Origin of the sequence: Xanthomonas cannabis, assembly GCF_040616535.1 — a bacterium.
GTDB classification, from domain to species: Bacteria; Pseudomonadota; Gammaproteobacteria; order Xanthomonadales; family Xanthomonadaceae; genus Xanthomonas; species Xanthomonas cannabis.
In genome coordinates this window covers 1,928,383-1,953,774 of sequence record NZ_CP136580.1, presented here as the reverse complement: position 1 = coordinate 1,953,774, position 25,392 = coordinate 1,928,383, and the positions used below count along the sequence as shown (strand labels likewise).

General features: G+C 65.6%; 19 protein-coding genes and 1 tRNA gene. 10 read left to right on the top strand and 10 right to left on the bottom strand.

What is annotated here, in order from left to right; translation table 11 throughout:
- Positions 1-10: 10 nt before the first annotated feature.
- The 4 genes from RZV17_RS08415 to RZV17_RS08400 are packed head-to-tail and all read left to right on the top strand — an operon-like array spanning position 11 to position 3,712.
- Positions 11-1,999 (top strand): heme lyase CcmF/NrfE family subunit, encoded by a 1,989-nt coding sequence (locus RZV17_RS08415; RefSeq protein ID WP_355608575.1) that lies wholly within the window; start codon positions 11-13, stop codon positions 1,997-1,999.
- The gene (locus RZV17_RS08410) at positions 1,996-2,538 is read left to right on the top strand and encodes a DsbE family thiol:disulfide interchange protein (protein ID WP_355608572.1); all 543 of its coding nucleotides are present in this window, start codon (positions 1,996-1,998) and stop codon (positions 2,536-2,538) included. Before RZV17_RS08415 ends, RZV17_RS08410 begins: the two co-directional genes overlap by 4 nt.
- On the top strand, positions 2,535-3,020 hold the full coding sequence (locus tag RZV17_RS08405; protein WP_355608569.1) for a cytochrome c-type biogenesis protein: 486 nt from the start codon (positions 2,535-2,537) through the stop codon (positions 3,018-3,020). Before RZV17_RS08410 ends, RZV17_RS08405 begins: the two co-directional genes overlap by 4 nt.
- Positions 3,014-3,712 carry a tetratricopeptide repeat protein gene (locus RZV17_RS08400; RefSeq protein WP_355609263.1) on the top strand — a complete coding sequence of 233 codons (699 nt, stop codon included), beginning with the start codon at positions 3,014-3,016 and terminating at the stop codon, positions 3,710-3,712. The genes RZV17_RS08405 and RZV17_RS08400 overlap by 7 nt, the downstream gene beginning before the upstream one ends.
- Positions 3,713-3,879: 167 nt before the next feature.
- On the opposite strand, the gene RZV17_RS08395 is transcribed toward RZV17_RS08400, so the two are convergent.
- Both RZV17_RS08395 and RZV17_RS08390 read right to left on the bottom strand, forming a co-directional pair.
- Positions 3,880-5,952, bottom strand: a complete 2,073-nt coding sequence (locus RZV17_RS08395) for a PAS domain-containing protein (RefSeq protein ID WP_355608566.1) — start codon at positions 5,950-5,952, stop codon at positions 3,880-3,882.
- On the bottom strand, positions 5,939-7,453 hold the full coding sequence (locus RZV17_RS08390; protein ID WP_355608563.1) for an ATPase domain-containing protein: 1,515 nt from the start codon (positions 7,451-7,453) through the stop codon (positions 5,939-5,941). Before RZV17_RS08390 ends, RZV17_RS08395 begins: the two co-directional genes overlap by 14 nt.
- 298 nt (positions 7,454-7,751) lie before the next feature.
- On the opposite strand from RZV17_RS08390, the gene RZV17_RS08385 reads away from it, so the two are divergent.
- Positions 7,752-8,096, top strand: a complete 345-nt coding sequence (locus RZV17_RS08385) for a response regulator (RefSeq protein ID WP_355609260.1) — start codon at positions 7,752-7,754, stop codon at positions 8,094-8,096.
- 158 nt (positions 8,097-8,254) lie between these two features.
- Here the strand turns inward: RZV17_RS08385 and RZV17_RS08380 are convergent, their stop codons facing one another.
- Complete coding sequence (locus RZV17_RS08380; RefSeq protein WP_355608560.1) at positions 8,255-11,110, bottom strand: PAS domain-containing protein; 2,856 nt, start codon at positions 11,108-11,110, stop codon at positions 8,255-8,257.
- Positions 11,111-11,751: 641 nt separating this feature from the next.
- Here RZV17_RS08380 and RZV17_RS08375 point away from each other — a divergent pair.
- A complete protein-coding gene (locus RZV17_RS08375) occupies positions 11,752-13,863 on the top strand; it encodes a methyl-accepting chemotaxis protein (protein WP_355608557.1) in 2,112 nt (703 codons plus the stop codon).
- 526 nt (positions 13,864-14,389) lie between these two features.
- On the opposite strand, the gene RZV17_RS08370 is transcribed toward RZV17_RS08375, so the two are convergent.
- Complete coding sequence (locus RZV17_RS08370; RefSeq protein WP_355608554.1) at positions 14,390-15,058, bottom strand: hypothetical protein; 669 nt, start codon at positions 15,056-15,058, stop codon at positions 14,390-14,392.
- Positions 15,059-15,180: 122 nt separating this feature from the next.
- Here RZV17_RS08370 and RZV17_RS08365 point away from each other — a divergent pair, with 122 nt between their 5' ends.
- Positions 15,181-15,966 (top strand): SDR family oxidoreductase, encoded by a 786-nt coding sequence (locus RZV17_RS08365; RefSeq protein ID WP_355608551.1) that lies wholly within the window; start codon positions 15,181-15,183, stop codon positions 15,964-15,966.
- Between the two features lie 111 nt (positions 15,967-16,077).
- Here RZV17_RS08365 and RZV17_RS08360 read toward each other — a convergent pair.
- Positions 16,078-16,167 (bottom strand) — tRNA-Ser (locus RZV17_RS08360).
- Positions 16,168-16,545: 378 nt separating this feature from the next.
- On the bottom strand, positions 16,546-17,562 hold the full coding sequence (locus tag RZV17_RS08355) for a LysR family transcriptional regulator (RefSeq protein WP_007964080.1): 1,017 nt from the start codon (positions 17,560-17,562) through the stop codon (positions 16,546-16,548).
- 100 nt (positions 17,563-17,662) lie between these two features.
- Here RZV17_RS08355 and RZV17_RS08350 point away from each other — a divergent pair, with 100 nt between their 5' ends.
- Positions 17,663-18,238, top strand: coding sequence for an FMN-dependent NADH-azoreductase (locus RZV17_RS08350; RefSeq protein WP_355608547.1), 576 nt, complete (start codon positions 17,663-17,665; stop codon positions 18,236-18,238).
- A 356-nt stretch (positions 18,239-18,594) separates the two neighbouring features.
- Here RZV17_RS08350 and serS read toward each other — a convergent pair whose 3' ends face one another.
- Entirely contained in the window at positions 18,595-19,875 is a 1,281-nt protein-coding gene (serS, locus tag RZV17_RS08345; RefSeq protein ID WP_047695816.1) for a serine--tRNA ligase, read from the bottom strand.
- A 111-nt stretch (positions 19,876-19,986) separates the two neighbouring features.
- Here serS and RZV17_RS08340 point away from each other — a divergent pair, with 111 nt between their 5' ends.
- Together RZV17_RS08340 and RZV17_RS08335 are read left to right on the top strand one after the other, a co-directional pair.
- On the top strand, positions 19,987-20,652 hold the full coding sequence (locus tag RZV17_RS08340; protein ID WP_355608545.1) for an energy transducer TonB: 666 nt from the start codon (positions 19,987-19,989) through the stop codon (positions 20,650-20,652).
- A gap of 357 nt (positions 20,653-21,009) precedes the next feature.
- On the top strand, positions 21,010-21,477 hold the full coding sequence (locus RZV17_RS08335; RefSeq protein WP_047696771.1) for an energy transducer TonB: 468 nt from the start codon (positions 21,010-21,012) through the stop codon (positions 21,475-21,477).
- Here the strand turns inward: RZV17_RS08335 and aroA are convergent.
- From aroA to serC, 3 genes are all read right to left on the bottom strand, one after another.
- Positions 21,461-22,777, bottom strand: coding sequence for a 3-phosphoshikimate 1-carboxyvinyltransferase (aroA, locus tag RZV17_RS08330; protein ID WP_355608542.1), 1,317 nt, complete (start codon positions 22,775-22,777; stop codon positions 21,461-21,463). The two genes, RZV17_RS08335 and aroA, sit on opposite strands and share 17 nt — an antisense overlap.
- Before the next feature lie 112 nt (positions 22,778-22,889).
- The gene (gene pheA, locus RZV17_RS08325) at positions 22,890-24,134 is read right to left on the bottom strand and encodes a prephenate dehydratase (RefSeq protein ID WP_166750427.1); all 1,245 of its coding nucleotides are present in this window, start codon (positions 24,132-24,134) and stop codon (positions 22,890-22,892) included.
- 66 nt (positions 24,135-24,200) lie between these two features.
- A complete protein-coding gene (gene serC / locus RZV17_RS08320) occupies positions 24,201-25,286 on the bottom strand; it encodes a 3-phosphoserine/phosphohydroxythreonine transaminase (protein ID WP_184370067.1) in 1,086 nt (361 codons plus the stop codon).
- Positions 25,287-25,392 lie beyond the last annotated feature (106 nt).

Here is a 25,392-nt window from a genome sequence, read left to right as displayed (position 1 = left end):
CGACCTATCCATGACGCCTGAACTCGGCCAGATCGCATTGATCCTGGCGTTACTGCTGTCGCTTGCACAGGGCGTGTTGCCACTGATCGGAGCCTGGCGCGGTAATCCCGCATTGATGGCCATCGCACGTCCTGCCGCCGCCGGGCAGGCGGTATTCGTGTGGCTGGCCTTCGGCCTGCTGGCCTGGTCGCTGCTGTCGCTGGATTTTTCGGTGGCCTATGTCGCCGCCAACGCCAACATCGCCCTGCCCTGGTACTACCGTTTCGCCGCGGTGTGGGGTGCGCATGAAGGCTCGTTGCTGCTGTGGATCGCCATCCTCGCCACCTGGACGGTGCTGCTGGCCGCCTTCAGCCGACATCTGCCGCAGCACTTCGCCGCCCGCGTGCTGGCGGTGCTGGGGCTGGTGTCGGTGGGCTTCCTGGCCTTCATCCTGCTGACCTCCAACCCGTTCGGGCGGCTGTCGCCGATCCCGCTGGATGGCAACGAGCTCAATCCGGTGCTGCAGGACCCGGGCATGACCTTCCACCCGCCGGTGCTGTACACCGGCTACGTCGGCTTCTCGGTGGCGTTCGCGTTTGCGGTCGCCGCGCTGCTGGGCGGCGAGCTGGAACAGGCCTGGGTGCGCTGGGCGCGGCCGTGGACCAACGTGGCCTGGGCCTGCCTCACCGCCGGCATCGTCGCCGGCAGCTGGTGGGCTTATGCGGAGCTGGGCTGGGGCGGCTGGTGGTTCTGGGACCCGGTGGAAAACGCCAGCTTCATGCCGTGGCTGGTCGGCACCGCGCTGATCCACACCCAGGCGGTCACCGAGAAACGCGGCAGCCTGCGCGCCTGGACCATCCTGTTGTCGATCCTGGCGTTTTCGTTGTCGCTGCTGGGTACCTTCCTGGTGCGCTCCGGCGTGCTGACCTCGGTGCACGCATTCGCGGCCGATCCGCGCCGTGGGCTCTACATCCTGATCTTCCTGGTCGCGGTGGTCGGCGGCTCGTTGCTGCTGTACGCGCTGCGCGCGCCCAGGATCGCCAGCGGCAAACCGTTCGCTGCGGCCTCGCGCGAGACCGCGATCCTGATCGGCAATCTGCTGCTCACCGTGGCCGCCGCCATGGTGCTGCTGGGCACCTTGTTCCCGCTGATTGCCGATGCCTTCGGCCTGGGCAAGATCTCGGTAGGGCCGCCCTACTTCGGCCTGTTGTTCCCGTTGTTGATGCTGCCGGTGGTGCTGTTGCTGCCGTTCGGCCCCTACCTGCGCTGGGGCCAGGCCGATGCCGCGCCATTGAAGGCGCTCGGCACCCGTGCCGGCATCGCGGCGATTGCCTGCGCGCTGGTCGGCAGCATCGTTGCCGATGGACAGGCCAAGGCCATCGCCGGCATCGGCGTGGCGACCTGGGTGGCCGCCGGTACCGCGCTGTACGGTTACAAGCGCTGGCGCGAGCTGCCGCGCGGCCGGCGTTTCCCGGCTGAAATGGCCGGCATGCTGATCGCGCATGCCGGCGTGGCGGTCTTCGTTGCCGGCGTGCTGGTGTCCGAAAGCCTGTCGGTCGAACGCGACGTGCGCCTGGCACCTGGGCAAACCGCCGAGATCGCCGGCTACAGCTTCCGCTTCGACGGCGTGCAATTGATCGATGGTCCCAACTGGAAGGCCGAACAAGGCAGCGTGCAGGTCAGTCGCGATGGCCAGGTGGTGGCGCAACTGCATCCGCAAAAACGCCTGTACAGCAGCGAGCGCATCCAGACCGAATCGGCGATCGACCCCGGCATCACCCGCGACCTGTATGTGGCACTCGGCGAGCCGCTGGACGATCAACACATCGAATACGACTGGACGCTACGGCTGTACTACAAGCCCTTTATCCGCTGGATCTGGGCCGGCGGCCTGCTGATGATGCTGGGCGGTTTCGTCAGCGCCTGCGCACGGCGCTTTCGTGCACCGGCCAGCGCCGCCAGGCCTGCCGCAGTCCCCGCACACGATGGCCTGGTCATCGCGCAGGAGTCGCACCCGTGAATCGCATGCTGCCCCTGCTGGGGTTTTTGGTGGTGGCCGCCCTGTTCGGCTTCGGCATCTACTGGACGATGCAACACAACCCGCGCGAGGTGCCCTCGCCGCTGATCGGCAAACCGGCCCCGGCGTTCTCGCTGCCGCAGCTGGATCAGCCCGCGCGGCACGTCACCCGTGACCAGCTGCTGGGCAAGCCGTACGTGCTCAACGTGTTCGGCAGCTGGTGCGCCGAGTGCGTGCACGAGCACCCCGTGCTGATGGCGCAGGCCCAACGCCTTGGCGTGCCGTTGATCGGCTACAACTACAAGGACGCGCCCGCCGATGCCAGCGCCTGGCTTGCACGCCTGGGCAATCCGTATGCCGTGGTGCTTGCCGACGAAACCGGCCAGACCGCAATCGACTTCGGCGTCTACGGCGCACCGGAAAGTTTCCTGATCGATGCGCACGGCATGATCCGCTACAAGCACATCGGCGTGCTGACCCCGGATGTCATCAACGACGAGCTGCTGCCGGCCATTGCTGCGCTGCCCAGGGGGGCGCGGTGATCGGGCGTTACCGCGGGCTGCAGGGGCATCGGCAGCAACAAGCGCGGCAGCTGCGGCTGTTGCTGGTGTTGCTGCTGGGCCTGCTGCTTGCGCCCGGTCTCCAGGCGCAGGCAGTGGACCCGCTGCCGTTCAAGAATGCCGCCGAACAAGCGCGTTATCAGCGGCTGACCGCGCAGCTGCGTTGCCTGGTGTGCCAGAACGAGAACCTGGCCGATTCCAACGCCAGCCTGGCGCGCGACCTGCGCCACCAGGTCTTTGCGCAGCTGCAGGCCGGCAGCAGCGATGCGCAGATCAAGCAGTACATGGTCGACCGCTATTCGGACTTCGTGCTGTACGACCCGCCGGTCAAGCGCAGCACCTGGTTGCTGTGGTTCGGGCCGGCGCTGATGTTGGTCGCCGGCGCGGTGGTGGTGGCCCGTACCGTGCGCCAGCGCGCACGCGCCGGCACGCCGGTAGCGCCGCGGCCGGAGGACGACTGGTGATGACAGGCTTCTATCTCGCAAGCGCCGCACTGGTGCTCGTTGCGCTGCTGCTCTTGCTGCTGCCGCTGTTGCGCAAGCCCACGCGCAACGGCGCCGCGCACTACACGCTGCCGGTGCTGCTGGCGCTGGGGCTGCCGCTCGCCACTGCCGGGCTGTATCGGCTGGTGGGCACACCCGATGCGATCGCGCCGCGCATCGACGCCGCGCCGCCCCAGAACACGCACACCGCCGTTGCCGACCGCCCACAGGCACAGGCCCCGGTTGCCGACGACGCCCAACTGCAGGCGCTCGATGCATGGATGCAGCAGGCCAAGGATCACGAACAGAACAACCGCCCCGCCGAGGCGCGCGACGCGTACGCACAGGCCCTGAAGCTTGCGCCGGACACCAGCGCAGCCATCGTCGGCTGGATTGCTGCCGACATGGCCACGCATGACGATTTTGCGATCGACGCGGCCGCACGCACGCGCCTGCAACAGGTGATCGTGCGCGAGCCGGACAACCAGCGCGGGCTGTGGCTGCTTGGCATCAGTGATTTCCAGCAGCACGACTACGCGGCCGCCACCACGCACTGGCGTCACCTGCACGGTTTGCTGGAGACCGGCTCGCCCATGCAGAAGGCGGTGGCAGACAAGATTGCCGTGGCGCAAGCGCTGGCCACCGAGCGGCAATCCGGGCGCGCTGCGCGCTAGACCTCCACCGCAACGTATCGCCCACGGCGGCCGGCTCGCGCGACGCGTCTCACCCGCCACCGCCGCAAGCCCTACTGCGGCGCTTGTGTGTGCCGCGGAGCGCAGCGGCACGACACCGCGATTGCGGTCACCGCCAGCAACAGCGCGCCAGGCTGCGCGCAACGGGATCACGGCGATGGCCCGAGCACCTCGTGCAATTTGCCGCTGAACTCGCCCAGCGTGAAAGGCTTGGCGATCATGCTCATGCCCTCGGCCAGAAACTCGCCACGGTCGCGCGCGGTTTCGGCGTAGCCGGTCATGAAGATCACCGGCAGATCGCGGCGCGACTGCCGCGCGATTTCCGCCAGCTGGCGGCCGTTGAGGCCGGGCAGGCCGACGTCGGTGACCAGCAGGTCGATCCGCCGTGGCGACGCCAGGATCGGCAACGCGGCATCGGCATCGGCCACCACTTCGGCCTGGTAGCCCAATTCGCCCAGCAACTCGGTCACCAGCAGGCGCACCTGTTCGTCGTCCTCCACCACCAGCACCTGCTGCCCCTGCCCGGCCACCACCGCGCCGCTCTGGAGCTCCGACACCGCACCCGGCACGGACACACCGGTCGGCAGATACAAGCTGACCGTGGTGCCCGCACCAATCTGCGACTCCACCCACACCTGCCCGTTGGACTGCTGCATGAAGCCGTAGATCATCGACATGCCCAGGCCGGTACCCTGCCCGATCGGCTTGGTGGTGTAGAACGGCTCGAACACCCGCTCCAGCACATCGGTCGGCATGCCGGTGCCGGTGTCGGTGACCGACACCACCGCATAGTCGCCCGGCGCCAGGCTGATGCCACGTCCAAGCTCCAGCCCTTGCGCCTGGACCTGCAGATGCCGCGTGGCGATGCGCAACAACCCACCATTGGGCATTGCATCGCGTGCATTGATGGCCAGGTTGAGCAGCGCGCTTTCCAGCTGGTTTTCGTCGACGTAGGCCTGCGGCAATGCACTGCACAGATCGGTTTCCAGGCGTACCGATTCGCCCAGCGTGCGCGCCAGCAGATCCTGCAGCGACACCACCAGATCGTTCAATTGCAGATGCCGCGCTTCCAGCGATTGCCGGCGCGAAAACGCCAGCAGCCGCTGGGTCAACGCGGCCGCACGCAGCGCCGAGGCCGACGCCACATCCAGGAACCGCCCCAGCCCTTCGGTGCGCCCCTGATCGATGCGCAGGCGCGCCAGATCCAGCGCAGACAGGATGCCGGTCAGCATGTTGTTGAAATCGTGCGCGATGCCGCCGGTCAGCTGGCCCACCGCTTCCATCTTCTGCGCCTGGCGCAGCGCCGCCTCGCTGGACTCGCGCGCCTGCATCTGCTGCTGCAGCTCGGCCGTGCGCTCGGCCACCTTGGCCTCCAGCACGGTGGCTTGCTGCTGGATCGATTCCATCGCCAGCGCCCGCGCGGTGACATCGGTCGCGAACACATGGAACCCGTCCACCTGACCGTTCGCATCGAAACGCGGCATGTAGCGGATCTCGGCATCGCGGCGACGCCCATCGGCATGCGGCCAGCTGGTTTCCACCGTGAGCGCGCGCCCGGCCAGTGCCGCCTCGATCCACGCGCGACGCTCGGCCACCACCGCTGGCCCCACCACGTCCACCAGCGGCCGCCCGATCACCTCCTGCGGCGGAATCCCGATCCAGTCTTCATACGAACGGTTGGCGAAGCGGTAGACCAGGTGCTTGTCGATGAACGCGATCAAGACCGGTAGGGCATCGGTGACGCGACGCAGTTCGGCTTCGCTGAGCGCCAGCGCCGCCCTGCTTTCGGCCAGCTGGGCCATCTGATCGCGGATCACGAACTGCTTCTGGCGCGAGCGCAGCGCGGTGGAAATCGCACTCAGCAACGACGACGAACTCAGTGGCCGCTCCAGCTCGATGACATTGGTCATCTCCGGCGGCAGGCTTGCCCGCCGCCCGGCGTGGCTGCCGCGCGGCGCACGCAGCAGCACGAATGGGACGTCCGACCAGGCCGCCTGGGCCTGCAGGATCTGCTGCAGCTGTTGCAGATCGCCAGCCACCGCCTCTTCGGTCAGGACCACCACCCCGGAACTGTCGAGCAGGTCGCCGGCCAGCGCGGCCAGCGTGCCGTACACCTTCTGGGTCAGCCCGTGCTCGCCAACGATGCCGGCGATACTTTGGGCATCGCGGCCGAACGGCGCGATGATGTGAACGATCGAGCCGTCTGCCTCACAACTGGTCAATGGGACGCCCCAGTAACGGCGCATCGTCTCCGACGAACTGCGGAGTGCCGGTCAGCACGCCGTGGAATTTTTGCAGCGGCTCGCTCAGCTGCAGACCGCCCGTGCCGATCTGCAGCTCGCGGATCGCGTCTTCGTGCGCGCCGCTGCGGTTCTTGATCACCGACAAGGCCTTGCGGATGCGGCCCTGCGCTTCGAAGAAGCGGAACAGGATGACGGTGTCGGCCATGTAGGACACATTGAGGTTGCCGGTGGACATCGTCCCCACCAGGCCATGCTGCGGATTGATCAGGAAGGTGGTCACGCCGCTCTGATTGAGATAAGACAGCAGCTCGTGTATCTGCAACATCAACTGCTTTTCCTGCGGCATCGACGACAGGTACCCGTTGAGGCTGTCGATCACCAGCACACGGCAGTTGCGCTTTTCCACGCTTTCGCGCACGGCCCAGGCGAACTCGCCGGGCGTCAGCTCGGCCGGATCCATCTGATGCAGCTCCAGCAAACCCGACTGCAGATGCTTGCGTAAATCCATGCCCAGGCTATGCGCGCGCGTCAGCAGGGTGCCGGTGCGCTCATCGAACTCCAGCACGCAGCAGTGCTCGCCACGCTCGCAGGCCGCGTTGACATATTGCAGCGCCACGTTGGTCTTGCCCGAGCCGGCAGGCCCGGTCAGCAGCGTGCTGGTACCGCGCAGCGGGCCGCCATGCAGCAGCGCATCGATCCGCTCCACGCCACTGGACACTGCTTCGCCAACGAACGGCACGTGATGGTTGGAGGCAATCAGACGCGGATAGATATGCATGCCACCGGTGGCGATCGTCAGATCGTGGTAGCCGGCGATGAAATTGACCCCGCGCAGCTTTTGGACCTGCATGCGCCGCCGCGCAGCGCCGAAATCCAGCGTCATGCGCTCCAGCGACACCACGCCGTGGCAGAGGCTGTGAAGATGGGCATCGCGCTCGCCATGTTCACCGGTCAGGTCGTCCACCAGGAACACGGTGATATTGCGTGGCGCAAAGAATTGCTTGAGCGCCAGCACCTGGCGCCGGTAGCGCAGCGAATCCTGCGCCAGCAATCGCAACTCGGACAACGAATCGAATACCACCCGCGTGGGCTTGACCCGTTCGACCTCGGCCTGGATGAGCTTGATCGTGCCATCCAGTTCCATTTCCCAGGGATGCAGGATGGACTGCTGACGCCCGTCGCCCAGGAACGCTTCGGCCGAGGCCAGCTCGAAAATATGCAGCGGCTCCAGCGACCACTCATGCGAGGCGGCCACTTCGGTGAGCTCGTCGATGGTTTCCGACAAGGTCACATACAGGCAGCTTTCGCCCCTGGCCGCGCCATCGAGCAGGAACTGCAACGCCATCGTGGTCTTGCCGGAGCCCGGCTGGCCTTCGAGCAGATACAACCGGTTGGCGGGCAGGCCACCGCGGAGGATGGTGTCAAGCCCCGTCGTCCCGGTGGTTATACGGTTTGCGATCATCGGCTTTACGTTTTCCATGCCGCAGAATTTATCACGCGCCGGTGATACAGCCGCGTTAGGGACTGAATTGATCAGCTTGTTTGGCTTGACGCGCTGTGTGTTTTATCCCCCCTTTTTGCTGTGACACCGCTACCGTTTCTACTCCTGCGATGAATCGCGCAAAACTTGCAAGGGTCTTGCTTGCCTTCGCTGCCGTGTTTACGGCAACCCGACACAGCCGTCACACGAAGTGGCTTAGCGTGCCTGATGGAAGCGGACGCACTGTTGTGATCGCTTAAGGACAGCAGTGAACGACGCATCAAGCAATGCACGCATTCTGTTGGTCGAAGACGACGATGCCATCCGCGCGATGGCCGCAGACATTCTGGGTGACGAGGGCTATCAGGTCGTTGTGTCCGCTGACGCCGAGCAGGCGATGCAACAACTCACCACGGCATGTCCGTTCGACTTGCTGCTTTCGGATATCTGCCTGCCCGGCATGAACGGACGCGACCTTGCCGACAATGCGCGGCGCCTGTATCCCGCGCTACCGATCGTCTTCATGACCGGCTATGCCGGTGAAATTTCCAAGCGCGCGGACTTTCTGGATACCGGCATGCGTCTGTTGCCAAAACCATTTTCGTTGCGCGAACTGCTGGGTATCGTCCAGAAAGCGTTGTAACGCGTCGCGTGGTGCCACGCGCAGCCGCTGCGCTGGAGTGAACCTCAGAAGATGCTGTCTGTTTGCTCCTGCTGGGAGGTGGAGAACACAACGCCTGAAGCGCCTCGTCTCGCGGTCACGTCGTGTCTCCACCCGTGACCGCACATCGCCCTGAATCACTACGGGCGCCGCTCCAGCAACTGCGCCACGCGCCGTTCCAGGTCAGCCGCCAGGAAGGGCTTGGTCAGCACTTCCATGCCGTCATCCAACTGCCCTGCTCCCACGGCCGCGGTCGCCGCGTAGCCGGTGACAAACAAGACCGGCAGCATCGGGCGATATTGCCGGCCCGCATCCGCCACCTGGCGCCCGTTCAAACCGCCCGTCAGACCGACATCGGTTACCAGCACATCGATCGTTTCCGCTGACCGCAGGCGCTCCACTGCCGCGCTTCCCTCGGCCGTCTCGATGACCCGATACCCGGCGTCCGTGAGCACTTCGGAAATCAGCACACGGATCGCGGTTTCATCTTCGACCAGCAACACCGTGCAACTGTGCATCGTCGCCCGCTGCGGATCATCCTGCGTGGCCGGCCCTTCGTCATGCACCTGCTCGCCCATGAAGCGCGGCAGATACAGCGCCATGGTGGTGCCCACTCCAACGTCCGATTCGATACGCACATGCCCGCCGGATTGGCGGGTAAACCCATAGATCATCGACAGGCCCAGCCCGGTGCCCTGACCGATGGGCTTGGTCGTGAAGAACGGCTCGAAAACCTTGGACATGATCTCTTCGCTCATGCCGGTGCCGGTGTCCTGCACGCTCAGGCACACATAGTCGCCGGGCGGCAAATCGAGCAGCTGGGCCGCAGCGTGATCCAGCGAGCGGTTATGCAGGCTGATGGTGAGCTCGCCACCATCGGGCATGGCATCGCGCGCATTGATGCACAGGTTGAGCAAGGCATTTTCAAGCTGCGGCGCATCCACCAGCACCTTCCAGGCGTCGGCCGCCGGAATCACCTGCAAACTGATCGACGGCCCCAGGGTGCGCGCGATGATCTCGCGCATGCCATGCACCAGTGCCTCCACTTCCAGTGCGCTCGGCGCCAGGGTCTGCCGACGCGAAAACGCCAGCAGACGCTGCGTCAACGCCGCCGCGCGCGCGGCGCTGGTCTGCGCCATCTCCACGTAGCGTTCCAGCCGGTCGTACTTGCCTTGCTGCACACGCGCTTGCAGCAGCTCCAGCCCCACCGTGATGGCGGTCAGCAGGTTGTTGAAATCATGCGCCAGGCCGCCGGTCAGCTGCCCAACGGCTTCCATCTTCTGGCTCTGACGCAATTTTTCTTCAGCCAGCAGCAGTGCCGCGCTGCGCTCGCGCACGCGTTCTTCCAGGGTTTCGGTCAGCAGGCGCAATTGCTCTTCGGCCTGGCGTCTGTCGGTGACGTCCGATGCAGTGCCGAACCATTCTTCGATCGCGCCGTGCGCATCCAGCAGCGGCACTGCGCGCAGCAGGGTCCAGCGCACGCGCTGGCTGGCATCCAGCACCCGCAGCTCCAGCTCCAGCCCAGATTTGTCGGCGATCGCAGCACCGATGGCGCTCGACAACAGCGCGCGATCGTCCGGGTACACCCAGTCCTGTTGCCAGCGCGCGTTCGCCGGCAGGCTGTCGTTGAGCAGCCCGTCGCGCACGTGCTGGCGCAATGCGCTCCAGTCGGCAGCCGCAGAGAAGATCGATTGCGACGAGGCGCGCACCAGCGCATCCAGGCGGCGCTCGCTCCTGATCAAGGCTTCGCTGGCCAGACGCTCGGCAGTACGGTCGCGCAGGACCTTGACGAAACCGATCGCCGTGCCGGTTTCTTCGCGCAACACCATCAACGACCCATTGGCCCAGAACAGCTCGCCGGTCTTGCGCACGTGCCAGCGTTCGTCCATGCCGCTGCCGCTTTCCAGCGCGGCGGCAGCCTCGATGAGGATCTGCCGCCTTTCCACGTCTTCCGGTGTGAACGTGCGCTCCAGCGATTGCCCGAGCATCTCGCTCTCGCTCCATCCCAGAATGCGGCGTGCGCCCTCGTTCCATGAGGTCACCCGGCCGCGCATGTCGGTGGCAATGATCGCGTAGTCCATGACGCTGTCCAGTATCTGCCGGTTGCGCACTTCGGCCTCGCGCACCGCGCGTTCCAGGCTGATGCGGTCGGTAATGTCCAGACCCTGCACAAAGATGCCCGACACCGTGCCGTCGGCACCGGCGATCGGCTGATAGACCAGATCCAGCAGCCGGCGCTCGGTCGGCCCGCCCGGCACGGCCTGCACATCGTAGGCGAGCGCCGTGGCCGAATACGCACGTCCGGATTGAAACACCTCATCCAGCCGCGCCAGGTGTCCTTGCGCCACTACGTCCGGCAACGCCTCGGCCAACGGGCGGCCAATCACGTCGCGGTGACCGATCAGGCGCGAGTAACACGGATTGACGAACTCGACGACATGCTGCGGCCCGCTCAAGAACGCCATGAACATTGGCGCCTGCTCGAACAGGCGGATCAGGCGTTCGTGCTCGTCGGCCAACCGCGCCTGCGCCACCTTGCGTGCGGTCACCTCGTTGGTCACGCAGAACGCGCCACCCACGCTGCCATCGTCGAGATAGATCGGCGAGAACGAGAACGTCCACCAGGTGTCTTCGGGCGTGCCATAACGGTTCATCGCGATCGGCACTTCTTCGAAGCGCGACGCGCGCCCGGCAAACGCCGCCTCGATCGGCGCACGCACGGCATCCCAGGCATCGGCCCACAACTCGCGCAGCGGCGCACCCAATGCCTGTGCCTGACGCGGCCCCAGGATCGGCGCATAGGCATCGTTGTAGAAGAACGTCAGCGCCTGCCCCCAGACCACATACATGCTTTCGGGCGAGGCGAGCATCAGATCGACGGTATTTCGTAACGGCAACGGCCACTGCGCGGGCAGCCCCAGTGGCGTGCCGCTCCAGTCATGGGCACGGACCGCCTGTGCCATCGCGCTATCGCCATGCGGGAATGCCGCGCTCATGCAGCGCACGACCATGGCGCGCCACTGCGCGCGCCGCACCGCGCAGCGCACCGCGCAAGTGCAGCACTACGGGGGGCCAGGTGACCTGTCGACCATGGAAGCATCGTTGTGACCATCGGGAAGACTCAGGAATCGGCGCGTGGGTGACAGGCGACACCCACGCCGGGCGCCTATCATCTTGCCTGCGACCGACGCCGTCCAGCGGACGGGCGACATGCCACTGAATCGATTACCTGCCAGCTCGGCAGTGGTTGTTCGCCGGCTGCCGCGCTCCGGCCGGGAGTGGATGGAGACAGGCCCCCTTGGCAGAACGGGCTTACACGGCGGGCATGACGCCTGCACCGGACGATGTGGGTCATGCCAGCTCCGCTCCGGGGCCTGGCTCGGGCTTCGCGCGCCCACGCATCGCCAGCGCCATCCGGGCGAGCTGGCTGGCGGCTCGACGCCGCCCCGGACGCAGCAACCGCACCTGAATCCTCCAGGCTGCAAAGTTCAGTTCTACTGGCCGAGGCCGCTAACGGATAGGTCGAGACACACCCAACGCAGCGGCCTTGCGCTGCCCACGGCCGTATCGCGCCTTTCGCCTCGCCATTGCCGCGGGGACTCCTGCCATCCCGCTGTCGGATCACCGATCGAACCCTATGCATCTCCTTTCGAATCTGCGCATTGGTCAGCGCCTGGCGCTCGGCTTTCTGTCCATCATCGTGCTGATGGTGATCCTGACCGTGGTTGGCATCCAGCGCGTACGAAGCATCGACCAGCAACTGACCGCCATCAACGAGGTCAATAGCGTCAAGCAGCGTTACGCCATCAACTTTCGCGGCAGCGTGCATGATCGCGCGATCGCCTTGCGCGATGTTGTCCTGATGGACGCGCCGGCCGACCGCCACGCGGCCGAGCAATTGATCGACAAGCTCGCCGCCGACTACGCCCGTTCCGCACAACCGCTCGACGACATGATCGCGGCTTCGACCGACGCAAAAGAAAAAGCCATCCTTCAGCAGATCAAGTCCATCGAGCAGCGCACCATGCCGCTGATCACGCAGGTGCGCTCGTTCCGCGATGCATCGGACCGGTTGCACGCCGAGCAACAATTGCTGCAGCAAGCACGCCCGGCCTTCATCGACTGGCTGGCCAGCATCAACGCCTTCATCGACCTGCAGGAAGCCAAGAACCGCGCAGCGGCCAGGCAAGCCGTCGCCACCGCGCGTGGCTTTGCGATGTTGATGGTGATCTCCACCGTCGTCGCGCTGCTGCTCGGCGCAACCATTGCCTTCCTGCTCACCCGCAGCGTGGTGCTGCCGCTGCGTCAGTCGCTGCAGCTGGCCCAGCGCATCAACGAAGGCGACCTGCGCAGCCAGGACGCCCCGACCGGCAGCGACGAATCCGGCCAACTGCTGCGCGCCATGCAGCATATGCAGCATCGCCTGCAGGAGGTGATCTCCGCACAACGCACCATGGCGTCGCGCCACGATGCCGGCGAGATCAGCTATCGCACCGATGCGCAGCGCTTCCCCGGCGAGTACGGCCACATGGTGCAGGACACCAACGCATTGGTGCACGCACATGTGCAGACGCAGTTGCGCATGACCGAGGTCATGGGCCGCTATGCAGTCGGCGACCTGGCTCCGGAGATCGAACAGTATCCCGGCGAAAAGGCCGCCATCACCGCCACCATGCAGCAGGTCAAGCAGAACCTGCGCGCGATCAACGCGCAGATCCACGCCCTGACCCAGGCTGCCTGCGCGGGCGACTTCGCACTTCGCGGCCAGCCGGACAAGTTCGAACACGATTTCCGCCTGATGGTGGAGAACCTCAACACCATGATGGCCACCTCCGACACCAACCTGGCCAAGTTCTCCGAACTGCTGCGCGCCATCGCCGACGGCGACCTGACCGTGCGCATGTCCGGCAACTTCCACGGCGTGTTTGCGTCCATGCGCGACGACGCCAACAGCACCGTGCACCGCCTCACCGATATCGTGACGCGCATCCAGACCACGTCCAACAGCATCGGATTCGCCGCCGAAGACATCACCGGTGGCAACCAGGAACTGACCCGTCGCAGCGAACAGCAGGCAGCCAGCCTGGAAGAAACCGCCGCCTCGATGGAAGAGCTGACCTCCACCGTCAAGCAGAACGCCGAGCATGCAGGCCGCGCCAACCAGCTCGCGCTCGGCGCGGCCACCATCGCCTCGCAAGGTCGCGATGTGGTCGGCCAGGTCATCGAGCAGATGTCCGGTATCGAAGCCTCCTCCAAACGCATCGCCGACATCATTTCCGTCATCGACGGCATTGCCTTCCAGACCAACATTCTGGCGTTGAACGCCGCTGTCGAAGCCGCGCGCGCGGGCGAACAAGGCCGCGGTTTTGCGGTGGTCGCGTCGGAAGTGCGCACGCTCTCGCACCGCTCATCGGATGCAGCGAAGGAGATCAAACGCCTGATCGACGATTCCGTACAGCGCGTGGCCGATGGCTCGACCCTGGTGCATCAGGCCGGCACCACCATGGGCGAAGTCGTCACCAGCGTCCAGCATGTCACCGACATCATCGGGCATATTTCCGCCGCCTCGCAGGAACAGGCAGGCGGCATCGAACAGGTCAACCACACCATCGCCCAGATGGACGAAACCACCCAGCAAAACGTGCGCCTCGTCGAAGCCGCCAGCACCGCCGCGCATGCGTTGGAGGAGCACTCCACGCAACTCACCCGCGCAGTGGAAGTCTTCAAGGTCAATGCAACGGTGCTGTGACTTCAGGTAATCGCGCTAACGCACATGCGCGAGGCGCCGTGCCGTCGCGCCGAGTAGAGTCGAGTCGAGTCGAGTCGAGTCGAGTCGAGTCGAGTCGAGTCGTTCAGCGTAGGCACCCGGCTCGTCAGAAATAGGCCGGACTGGCAGCGGCTTGGTGAGATCGGTGCCACGGAGTGCGCATCGCGATTCAGCCGATGTGGCTGCGGCAGGTCTCGCCCCGGATATACAGAGGCTGCCAGCCGCGATGGAGTAACAAATCCGCGATCGATCGGCGATGGCGCTCCCACACAACGCCTCGGCACACCTCAGCGCCTTGCGCCGCTCCCTCGCAACAGCCGTGACCCGCTCCAGGCCCGGGACGAAGCCGGTCTGCTGCGAAGGCGCGTTGGCGCTGGCCGTGGGTGAGGCGTCATGCACCTCAGCAGTAGATCAAGCCAGTGGCAACAGAGAACTATCATCGCGAGCGCCCATGCCAAGTGATGCACGCACGCGCAAATGCCCGCGCGTAGCGCGAGCTTGCCTGCGTTTACACGCGCACAATTCCTCGCATCAAGGTGAGCAGTGCATGCTCCAGATCGTCCCGAAAGCGGTAGCGTAGCGATGCAAACTCCTGCAATTCGACAACTTGCGCCGCACTGTCGACGGGGTTGCTGAGCGGCCATAGGCCAATGATCAGCGGCAACGCATGTTTGATCACATGATCGAATGCGTTCGCCGTAAGCGCGGGGCAATGCGCATGAAACGCCTCTGCAGCCTGCTGCCTGATCGCCAACAGCGTGCCTTTGAACTCCACCATGCGCTCGAACGACACCTTGCGCTCAAGGATGGACGGCATGATGCTGATCAGCCTGCACAGCAGCGGCCGGGCGCACAGAGTGGAGGAAAACGCGCGCGCGATGTGTTCGACCGTCGCCCCTTTTTCCCCTGTCCGCGCAAGCGCTGCGGTCAGCGCGTCCTGCCAAAGGGCAAATTCTTCCACCAGCACGTCCATCAACACCGCCTCGCTGCTTTCGAAGTAGCGATAGACATTGGACTTGGTCATCTGCGCCTGCCGCGCCAACTCGTTGATGCCCAGATCGAGCGCTGACGGACTGTCCGTCAACATCGCGCGTGCGGTCGCCAGCAGGTGCCGCCGGCGCTCTTCTTTCTGCTCGGGCGAGCGGGCACGGGAGTAGGAGGATATGAAGGAATTCATAACGGGTCTGCTATTGAGCTTGATAAAGGACCAGCGGTCTCTTAGATTAAAGACCATCGGTCTTCAATCTTGCCTGTACGTAAGGATTGTGGCCACCCCTCTCATCCGCAACGGGCACGAACATGACCAACAATCGCAATGGCTGGGTTCTCATCACCGGCGCCTCCAGCGGCTTTGGCGAAGAATTTGCAAGGCAATACGCTGCCAAAGGCCACCCCCTGATTCTTGTCGCGCGTCGGCTGGATCGGCTGAACGCCTTGGCCACCACGCTGCGCCAACAGTTCGGCAACGAGGTTGTCGTTGAGCCGGTCGATCTCGCAGACATCGATGCGGTCACAGCCCTGCACCGAACACTTCGCGAGCGTGGCATTGCGGTGGAAATCCTCATCAACAACGCCGGTCACGGCCTGCAGGGCGCCTTCCTCGAAACGTCCACACAGAGCGCACTGAACATGGTGCAGCTGGATATCGCCAGCCTGACTGTCATGACCCAGCTGTTCGGCGCAGACATGCGCGCGCGCGGCCACGGAAAGATCCTGCTCGTCGCCAGTCTGTTGTCGCATTTCGGCGTAGTGAACATGGCCGTCTACGGCGCCGCAAAGGCCTATGTCTTGCGCCTGGGCGACGCACTGCACCGCGAATTCAAACACGACGGCGTTACCGTCACCTCGCTCTGCCCGGGCATGTCGGACACAGGCTTTGCGCAGGCTGCAAAACAAAAGATCACGTTTGGGCTGAAGCTGATGATGATGCAGCCGGCACCGGTGGTTCGCGCAGGTATCCGCGCACTCGATCGCGGCCGCATCAGCGTGGTCCCAGGCTTCAGTAATAAGGCCGCCGCCGTCATGATCTGGGCCACCCCACGCTGGCTACACCAGGGCATCCTTTCGCGCTTCATGAATGGCTGAGGCAGGCCAAGGCGCGCTGCTCGCACGGGGTTGCACTCCGCGCAGCGACGGGCTCGCGGAAACCGGGGGTCGGATCAAGAGTCAAGCTGCCGTCAGCGCGCGGGACCAAAGTGGCGGAGAGAGTGGGATTCGAACCCACGGAAGGTTTGACCCTTCGCCGGTTTTCAAGACCGGTGCCTTAAACCGCTCGGCCATCTCTCCGATGCTGCTGCGCGTGACCGCCGAAGGCATCGGCTGTCACGCTAGCGACCCGCATTGCGCGGGTGGCGCCTGACGGTGGCCGCAGGGACATCTTGTGCGGATTCACCATTCCCGGGATCGCTCCCGGGCGCGCATTCTCGCATGCCCGGGCGCGTTTTGCTTGGTGGCACCACTCGCTTCTGGCTGGCACAGCGTCGTGCGGCGCTACTCGTGGCCGGCCGCTGCATGTCGTGGTCGGCGGGATGCACCCAAGCATGGATGCGGCCTGCCGAACGTCTGCAGCGAACCGACTGCCGAGCAGCTCGCTGGCTGCCAGCCAACTTGCCAGCCAGCCGCGGCGGCCAGACGCAGCCCTCAGCCGGCTTTGACCACCACCACTCAGCCGGCCTCGGCCACCGCCAAGCGCGGCGCAGTGCCGGCAGCACGCTTGAGCTTTTCCGCAAGCTCGGCGCAGTTGCCGCCGCAATCCAGGCGCGAGCGTTCGATTTCCTGCGGCAGGTGCTCGGCCAGGAAGTCGATGAACACGCGCACCGCCGGCAGCAGGCCGCGGCGCGAGGCGAACACCGCATGGCAGATGCCCTGCGGCAGCGACCAGTGCGGCAGCACCACTTCCAGTTCGCCGCTGCGCACCGCTTCGGCGCACACGGTCTCCGGCAGCATGGTGATGCCGAAGCCGTCGCGCGCCATCGATTGCAGCAGCGGGAAGTCGAAGCCGGCCAGGCGCGGCTGCAGGTCCACGCGGCGCATCTCGCCGTTGGGCCCATGCAGCTCCCAGCGCTGGTGCGCTTCGTCTTCGCTGGTGCTCATGGTGGTGTGGTTGGCCAGCTCGCTCGGGTCCTTGGGACGGCCGGCGCGGTCCAGATATTTGGGGCTGGCCACCAGCAGCTCCTGCACCTGGCCGAAGCTGCGCATCACCAGGCTGCCGTCGTCGTCCAGGCGCGAACGCACACGCAGGGCGATGTCGTAGCCCTCGTTGATCACATCGACGCGGCGGTTGCTGATGTTGAGCTGCAGCCGCACCTTGGGGTACTTGGCCAGAAATTCCGGCAACAGCTTGGGCAACTGGATCTGCGCGAGCGAGACAGGAACGCTCACACGTACAAGACCGCGCGGCTCGGCGCTGAGACGATCCACCACCTCGCGCGCGGCCTGGGCCTCGGCCAGCATGGTCTGGGCATGCCGGTGAACGCTGGTGCCGACGTCGGTAACCGCGAAGCGGCGTGTGGAGCGCTGCAGCAGGCGCACGCCCAGGTCGGTTTCAAGCTGGCTGATACGCCGGCTCAGGCGCGACTTGGGGATACCAAGCGCACGCTCGGCCGCGGCAAAGCCGCCGTGGTCAACCACCATCGCGAAGTAGTACAGGTCATTCAGGTCGTGCATGGCGCAGGTATCCATGGATAGAACGATAAGTGATATTTAACCATCTTTATCCCAACAGGGCAACGACCTAGTCTGCGCATCTCCGCGGCGCTGCCGCTTGCCACAGGTCTTCGCCATGAAGCTGCTCCACATCGACTCCAGCGCCCTGGGCGCCAATTCCGTCAGCCGGGAACTCAGTGCCGCCGCCGTTGCGCAGCAGCGGCTGCACCCGGGGCTGCAGGTGACGTACCGCGATCTGGATCAGGAGCCAATCCCCCACCTCAGCGGCAGGTCGTTGGCGCAGGCGGACGCCGCCGAAGCGGCCGTGGCCGAGCAGGCGATGCAGCAGTTCCTGGAGGCCGATGTCATCGTGATCGGCGCACCGATGTACAACTTCGGCATCCCTTCCACGCTCAAGGCATGGATCGACCGCATCGCGGTTGCCGGGCGTACCTTCCGCTACACCGCATCCGGCCCGGAAGGCCTGGCCGGCGGCAAGCGCGTCATCGTCGCCAGCGCGCGCGGCGGCATCTACCCCGACCCGACCAATGATTTCCAGGAGCCCTACCTGCGTCAGCTGTTCGGCTTCCTGGGCGTGGACGATGTCAGCTTTGTACGCGCCGAAGGCCTGGCCTATTCGCCGCAGCACCGCAGCGACGCGATTGCGCAGGCGCTGGCCGGCCTGCAGCAAACCGCAGACGCAGTGGCATAAGCGCGCGGCACCAAACGCAGGCCAGTGCCCTCGCCTGCGCCACAAGAGCGATAGCGACGTGCTGGGTGGGCGCAACGCGCTGCAATCCTGAGCGTGCTGCGTCATCCCGTGACTCGCGCCACGCACTACGCCATACGACCAGCCAGCCGCGTACAACGCGAAACGGGGCCACTGCTGGCCCCGTTTGCGTGTTGAACCTGCACCGTTAGTCTGCAAGAGACACTGCACTTGCTCGCGCAAGTGCGTACGTGCTGCCGGTCCAACGACCACTCCAGACTGCGCGCGTGTATGCCGAGATCACTCGACGTCTCTCCGCCGCTGCACAGCGCTCGCCGGCTGCACCGGCCACGCCGACGTCAACCGATCTTTTCCAGCCCACCCATATACGGGCGCAACACCTGCGGCACATCGATCGAGCCGTCGGCGTTCTGGTAGTTCTCCATCACCGCAATCATGGCGCGGCCCACTGCAGTACCGGAGCCGTTGAGCGTATGCAGCAATTCCGGCTTGCCGCTGGCCGGGTTGCGCCAGCGTGCCTGCATGCGCCGCGCCTGGAAGTCGCCGCAATTGGAGCACGAGGAGATTTCACGATAGGTGTTCTGCGACGGCAGCCAGACCTCCAGGTCGTAGGTCTTGATCGCCGAAAAGCCCATGTCGCCGGTACACAGCAGTACCTTGCGATAGGGCAGGCCGAGTTGTTCCAGCACCACCTCGGCACAGCGCGTCATGCGCTGGTGTTCGGCATCGCTGTCCTCCGGCGCGCAGGCGGTGACCAACTCCACTTTTTCGAACTGGTGCTGACGGATCATGCCGCGCGTATCGCGACCACCGCTGCCGGCCTCGGCACGGAAGCACATCGAATGCGCCGTCATGCGCAGCGGCAGGCGCTCGGCATCGATGATCTCGTCGCGCACGATATTGGTCAGCGGCACTTCCGAGGTGGGGATCAGATAGCGGCGCGACTCACCCACTTCGGTCTGGAACAAATCGTCTTCGAACTTCGGCAGCTGCCCGGTGCCGCGCATCGAATCGGCATTGACCAGCAGCGGCACGTTGGTTTCTTCGTAGCCGTGCGCACCCACATGCAGGTCCAGCATGAACTGCGCCAGTGCGCGATGCAGGCGCGCGATCGGCCCGCGCAGCACGGTGAAGCGCGCGCCCGACAACTTGGCCGCCGTCTCGCCATCCAGCCAGCCGTGCGGCGCGCCAAGTTCCACATGGTCCTTGACCGCAAAGTCGAACTGCCGCGGCGTGCCCCAGCGCGACTGCTCGACGTTGTCGCCTTCGTCCTTGCCCAGCGGCACGTCGCTTGCCGGCAGATTGGGCAACCCCAACGCAATGGTGTCGAGCTTGGCGCGAATCGCATCCAGCGCCTCTTCCGACGCCTTGAGCTCATCGCCGAACCCGGCCACTTCGGCCATCAGCGCGGCGACATCCTCGCCTTTCGCCTTGGCCTGCCCGATCGCCTTGGACTTGGCATTGCGCTGGCTCTGCAGTTCCTGCGTACGCACCTGGATGCGCTTGCGCTCGCTTTCCAGCGACTCCAGTTCCGCAGTGTCCAGCGAGAAACTGCGGGTGCTGCGCAGGCGCTCGGCAAGGTCGGCGGGATGTTGGCGAAGCAGGGCCGGATCTAGCATCGGAAGTCTGTGTGTCGGTGAGGAGCGCGGGATTATCGCCTGTTCCGCCACCTGCTGCGATCGATTCACCGGGGCTATGCAAGAATTATGGCGATCCTTCAGGTGAGCCCTATGCCCGCGCCCCGCCCTGCGTCCGACCGCCAGATCGTTTTGCGCCTGCCCCGCCACACGCTGAAAATTGCCGGTATCGCGTTCGCTGCCGGCCTGCTGCTGTTCCTGTTGGTGTGGGCGACCGGCCGCAAGGACGATTTCTACAAGGCCTCCCCCACCCAACCGAGCGCCGGCACGCCGGCGGCGGACGACGCCATTCAACCGCTGCCAGCGCCGCTGCCCGCCCAGGATGGCGCCAGCGACATGCCACAGGCCAAGCCGCAGGAAGAAGCGCCCACGTTGGTCGACACCGCGCCGGCGGCTCCGCCCGCGCCTGCGCCACTCCCGGAAGAGGCCGTCCCCGGTGCACCAGGAACCGCAGCGCCGGCCCCGGCCCCGGTGGCCGGCGGCAACCGCCCGGTGCCGATCCAGGGCCAGATGCCGCCGCCGCGCTACCCCTCCGCTGCGTTGCGCCGTGGCGATGCGGGCGATGTGGTGGTGCGCGTGGACGTGGATGCCGCCGGCAATCCCGGCGGCGTCACCCTGGTGCAGCGCAGTGGTTCGCGGGATCTGGACCGCGCAGCGATGGAGGCGGTCCGCCACTGGCGCTTCCACCCGGCACAGCGCAATGGCCAGCCGGTGGCGGGCAGTCTGGATGTTCCGTTCGAGTTCAAGCCTGGTCAGTAAGCGCCACTGACGGCAGCGCTGATCGGCATCGCCCGGTGCTGCCGATCGGGCAGACGGCAGCCGTCGATATGCACTGATCGAGCCCGTACACGGCCATCGATTCGCCCGGTTGCAACGGCCGCCACCGTCACTAACCTGAACATCTGCACGCCGGCAACCGCCGCCAGGCCCCGCGCCTTAGCTGCGCCTCAGGCAGTGCCGACCAGACTGGCCGCGTCATCCCAAAGATGCGCCAGGAGGTCGGCCATGTCCTTCATCTCGAACCCTTCAACGCCCCAGGCGCCAGCGATGTCGCGCGGCACTCCGCCTGTTAAGGGCCGGGGGCCGGATGCGGCAGACGATGGCGCCTCGCCATGGCTGTGGGCGACGCTGCTGGCTCTGCTGGTGGTAATCCCTGCCTGGTGGTGGAACCGGCATAGCGACGAGTCGTTTGCGACCGATACCGGCCCCGCTCCCGTCGCGAGCCGCCAGATTCTGCCCAGTGCCGATGGCCCCCGCGCGATGACGATGGTGGCGCATGCACCGGCACGCGCGGCCACCACCAGCATCGAGGCCCAACCGTTACCCGGCAATGCAATGCCCAGCTATCCCGCCGAACTGGCGCGCGCCGGCATCCAGGGCAGCCGTACCGTGCGCCTGCAGCTGGATGTGCAGGGCCGGGTGCGCGAGGTAGTCATTGTCGAACGCACCGGCAGCAACGACCCGCGCCTGGATGCGGCGGTGACCGACAGCCTGCGCCAGTGGCGCTTCGCGCCGGCCACGCGTGATGGCCATGCCGTGATCAGCAGCGTGCAGGTGCCGGTGGACTTCAGCGCAGCGCGCTGAGCCCGAAACCGGCATCCCGCGCCAGGGTGTCGAAACACGGGAACGAGGTCGCGACATTCGCTACATCGTTGACCTGCACGCTGCCGTTGGACAGCTGGCCGGCGATGGCGAACGCCATGGCAATGCGGTGGTCGCCATGGCTTTCAATCACGCCACTGCCGATGCTGCCGCCGTGGATGGTGGCGCCATCCGGCGTTTCATCGACCTGCACGCCCAAGGTGCGCAGGCCAGTGGCCATGGCGGCCAGCCGATCCGATTCCTTGACCCGCAATTCGGCAGCGCCGGTGACCACGGTCTGTCCGCTTGCCGCAGCCGCAGCCACGAACAAGGCCGGAAACTCGTCGATCATGTCCGGCACCAATGCTTCGGGGATGTGTGCGCCCTGCAACGGCGCGTAACGCACGCGCAGGTCGGCCACCGGTTCGCCGCCGTGTTCGGCATGACGTTCTTCGATGATGTCGGCGCCCATCAGGCGGAGCGCCGCCAGCAGCCCGGTGCGCCGCGGGTTCAATCCCACCGCGCGCAATACGACCTCCGAGCCGGGGATGATGCTGGCAGCCACGATGAAGAACGCCGCCGACGAAAAGTCGGCAGGCACCGCGATATCGGTGGCGCGCAGTCGCTGGCCGCCGCGCAGACGCGCGGTGCCGGGAGCGAAATCGATCTCCACGCCGAACGCCGACAACATCCGCTCGGTGTAATCGCGTGTGGGATGCGGCTCGGTCACCGAGGTCTCACCCTGTGCGTACAGACCGGCCAGCAGCACCGCCGACTTGACCTGGGCGCTGGCCACCGGCGAAACGAATGCAATGCCCTGCAATGTCTGGCCACCGTGCACCCGCAGCGGCGGCGTGCCGTCATCCTGGGTGTCGATCCTGGCGCCCATCTGCGCCAACGGGCCGGTCACCCGCCGCATCGGCCGCTTGGACAACGAGTCATCACCGACCAGCACGCTGTCGAAGCGCTGCGCGGCAAGCACGCCGGCCAGCAGACGCATGCCGGTGCCGGCATTGCCGCAGTCCAGCGCCTCGGACGGCGGCTGCAAGCCATCCACACCGACGCCATGCACGATGCGCTGCGACGCCGATGGCGTTTCGATACGCACGCCGAGCTTGGCGAAAATGGCCGCGGTGGAGCGCGTGTCTTCACCTTCGAGGAAGCCGTCGATCTGCGAGACGCCATCGGCGAGCGCGGCAAACATCACCGCACGGTGCGAGACCGACTTGTCGCCGGGAATGGCCAAGGTGCCACGCAAGGCGCTGCCTTGCCGGGCGATCCAGTGTTGCGTGCTGTTGCTCATGCGAATGATCCGAATGCTGCGCATCGCCACAGGCGGTGGCGATGCGCTTTGAAAGAGGGGCCGCGTTGCCGACACCAACGCAACGCGCCGATGGCGGCGGCTGTTCGTGCGCTTAGGGAATCGCGACCGGATACGACCCCAGCACCTTGATCTGTGCCGAATGCGCTTCCAGCTCGGCGAGTGCCTGCTTCATCGCCTCGTCTTCCACATGGCCGACCAGATCGATGAAGAAGCCGTACTCCCACTTGGCCTGGTGCGAGGGCCGCGACTCGATGCGGTTCATGCTGATGCCGTGGCGTGCGAACGGGCTGAGCACATCGAACAACGCACCCGGCTTGTCATGGATGAACACCAGCACCGAGGTGCGGTCGTGCCCGGACGAGGGAAAGATCTGCCGGCCGATCACCAGGAAGCGCGTGGTGTTGTCGTCGTCGTCTTCGATCGACTTCATGATGACCTTCTTCAGGCCATACACGTGCGCCGCGCTCTCGCCGCCGATCGCCGCAGCGTCTTCGGCGTTACGCGCGCGCCGTGCACCCTCGGCGTTGCTGGAAACGGCAATCTTCTCCACCTTGGGCAGATGCGACCGCAACCAGCCGGCGGTCTGCGCGAAGGACTGCGAATGCGCGTAGATGCGCTCGATGTCGTCCAGCCGGCCGTTGCGCGAGAGCAGATACTGATGCACGCGCAGTTCGACTTCGCCGCAGATTTTCAGGTTGGAGGTCAGGAACATGTCCAGCGTGACCTGGATGGTGCCCTGCCCGGAATTCTCCACCGGCACCACGCCGAAATCGGCATTGCCGGCTTCCACTTCCTGGAACACTTCCTCGATGGTCGCCATCGGCAGACCCACCGCCGAGCGCCCGAAATGCTTGAGCACGGCCTGCTGGCTGAAGGTGCCTTCCGGCCCCAGGTAACCGATCTTCAATGGCTCCTGCTGGGCCAGACACGCAGACATGATTTCGCGATACACGTGCACCAGCACTTCATCGCTGAGCGGGCCCTCGTTGCGGTCCACCACCATGCGCAGCACCTGCGCTTCGCGCTCGGGGCGGTAGTAGTCCACCGCCGCTGCCAGTTTGCCCTTGGCCTTGCCGACCTGGTGCGCGAAGTTGGCCCGCTCGGCGATCAATGCCTGGATGTTGCGGTCGATCTCGTCGATCTTGGCGCGCACATCGGCCAGCACCGGTGCGGCCGCGACAGGCTTGGCGACGGCCTTGGCCGGCTTGGCGACGGATTTGGCGGCCACCTTGGCAGGTTTGCTGCCGGGCGCACGTGCAGACGTGTCGGCAGACGTGCTCGCCGGGCTGTGTTTGCCGCCATTGGCGGCCTTGGGCTTGTTGGACTTGGGTGCCATCGCTGGGCATTCCTTGAAAAGACGGCGCACGCGCCTGCGCGGCATGCGCCGCGGTCGAAGTTGGACTCAGCCGTGACGCTGCTGGAAGTCGTGCATGAAGGCCACCAGTGCCTGCGCACCGGCCACCGGCATCGCGTTGTACAGCGATGCACGGATACCGCCGACGGCTTTGTGGCCCTTCAACGCAAGCAACCCGGCGGCCTTGGATTCGCTCACGAACAACGCATCCAGCTGCTCGTCCGGCAGGAAGAACGGGATGTTCATGCGCGAGCGCACCGCCGGTGTGACCAGGTTGCGATAGAAGCCGCCGGAACGATCGATGGCCGCATACACCAGGCCGGCCTTTTCCGCATTGCGCCGCGCAAATTCGGTCACCCCGCCCTGCTCCAGCATCCACTTCACGGTCAGCCCGAGCAGATACCAGTTCCAGGTTGGCGGCGTGTTGAGCATCGAATCGCGTGCCGCATGCGAGGCGTAATTGAAGATGTCCGCACGCGGCTGCCCGGCGCGCTCGAGCAGGTCGCGCCGCACGATCAGCACCGAAATCCCCACCGGCCCCAGGTTCTTCTGCGCACCGGCATAGATCAGCCCGTAACGCGAGATATCCAGCGGCTCGGACGCAATGGATGAGCTGAAATCGGCAAACAACGGCAGTGTGCCCACATCCGGTGTCTCACGGAATTCGACACCGTGGATGGTTTCGTTGGCGGTGATGTGCACATAGGCCGAGTGCGGCGACAAGGTCCAGCTGGCTACCGGCGGAATCTCGGTAAAACCGCCCGCCTGTGCATCGGCGGCAATGCGTGCGTCCACGTAAGGTGCCGCCTGCTTGATCGCGGTCTTGCCCCAGTGGCCGCTGAGCACATAGTCGGCCGCCTGGCCGGGCGCGGCGAAGTTCAGCGGCAGCAGCGCCTGGATGGTGGTGGCGCCACCGGCCGTGAACAGCACCGCATAGTCGTCAGGGATCGACAGCAAGGTGCGCAGATCGGCTTCGGCCGCGGCCGCGACCGCCATGAAATCTGCGCTGCGATGGCTGATTTCAACGATCGAGGCACCAGCGCCGTTCCACTCGACCATCTCCGCCTGCGCCTGCCGCAGGACCGATTCCGGCAATGTCGCAGGGCCGGCACTGAAATTGAACGCGCGTGTCATGGCACACCTTGTCGAGCTAGCCTTCTAGTATGCCGCAGCGCATCGGCCTTGGCAGCGGGCAAAAAAGTTGCAGCTGCATCCTTTTGACTGAGCCTGACGTAACGTG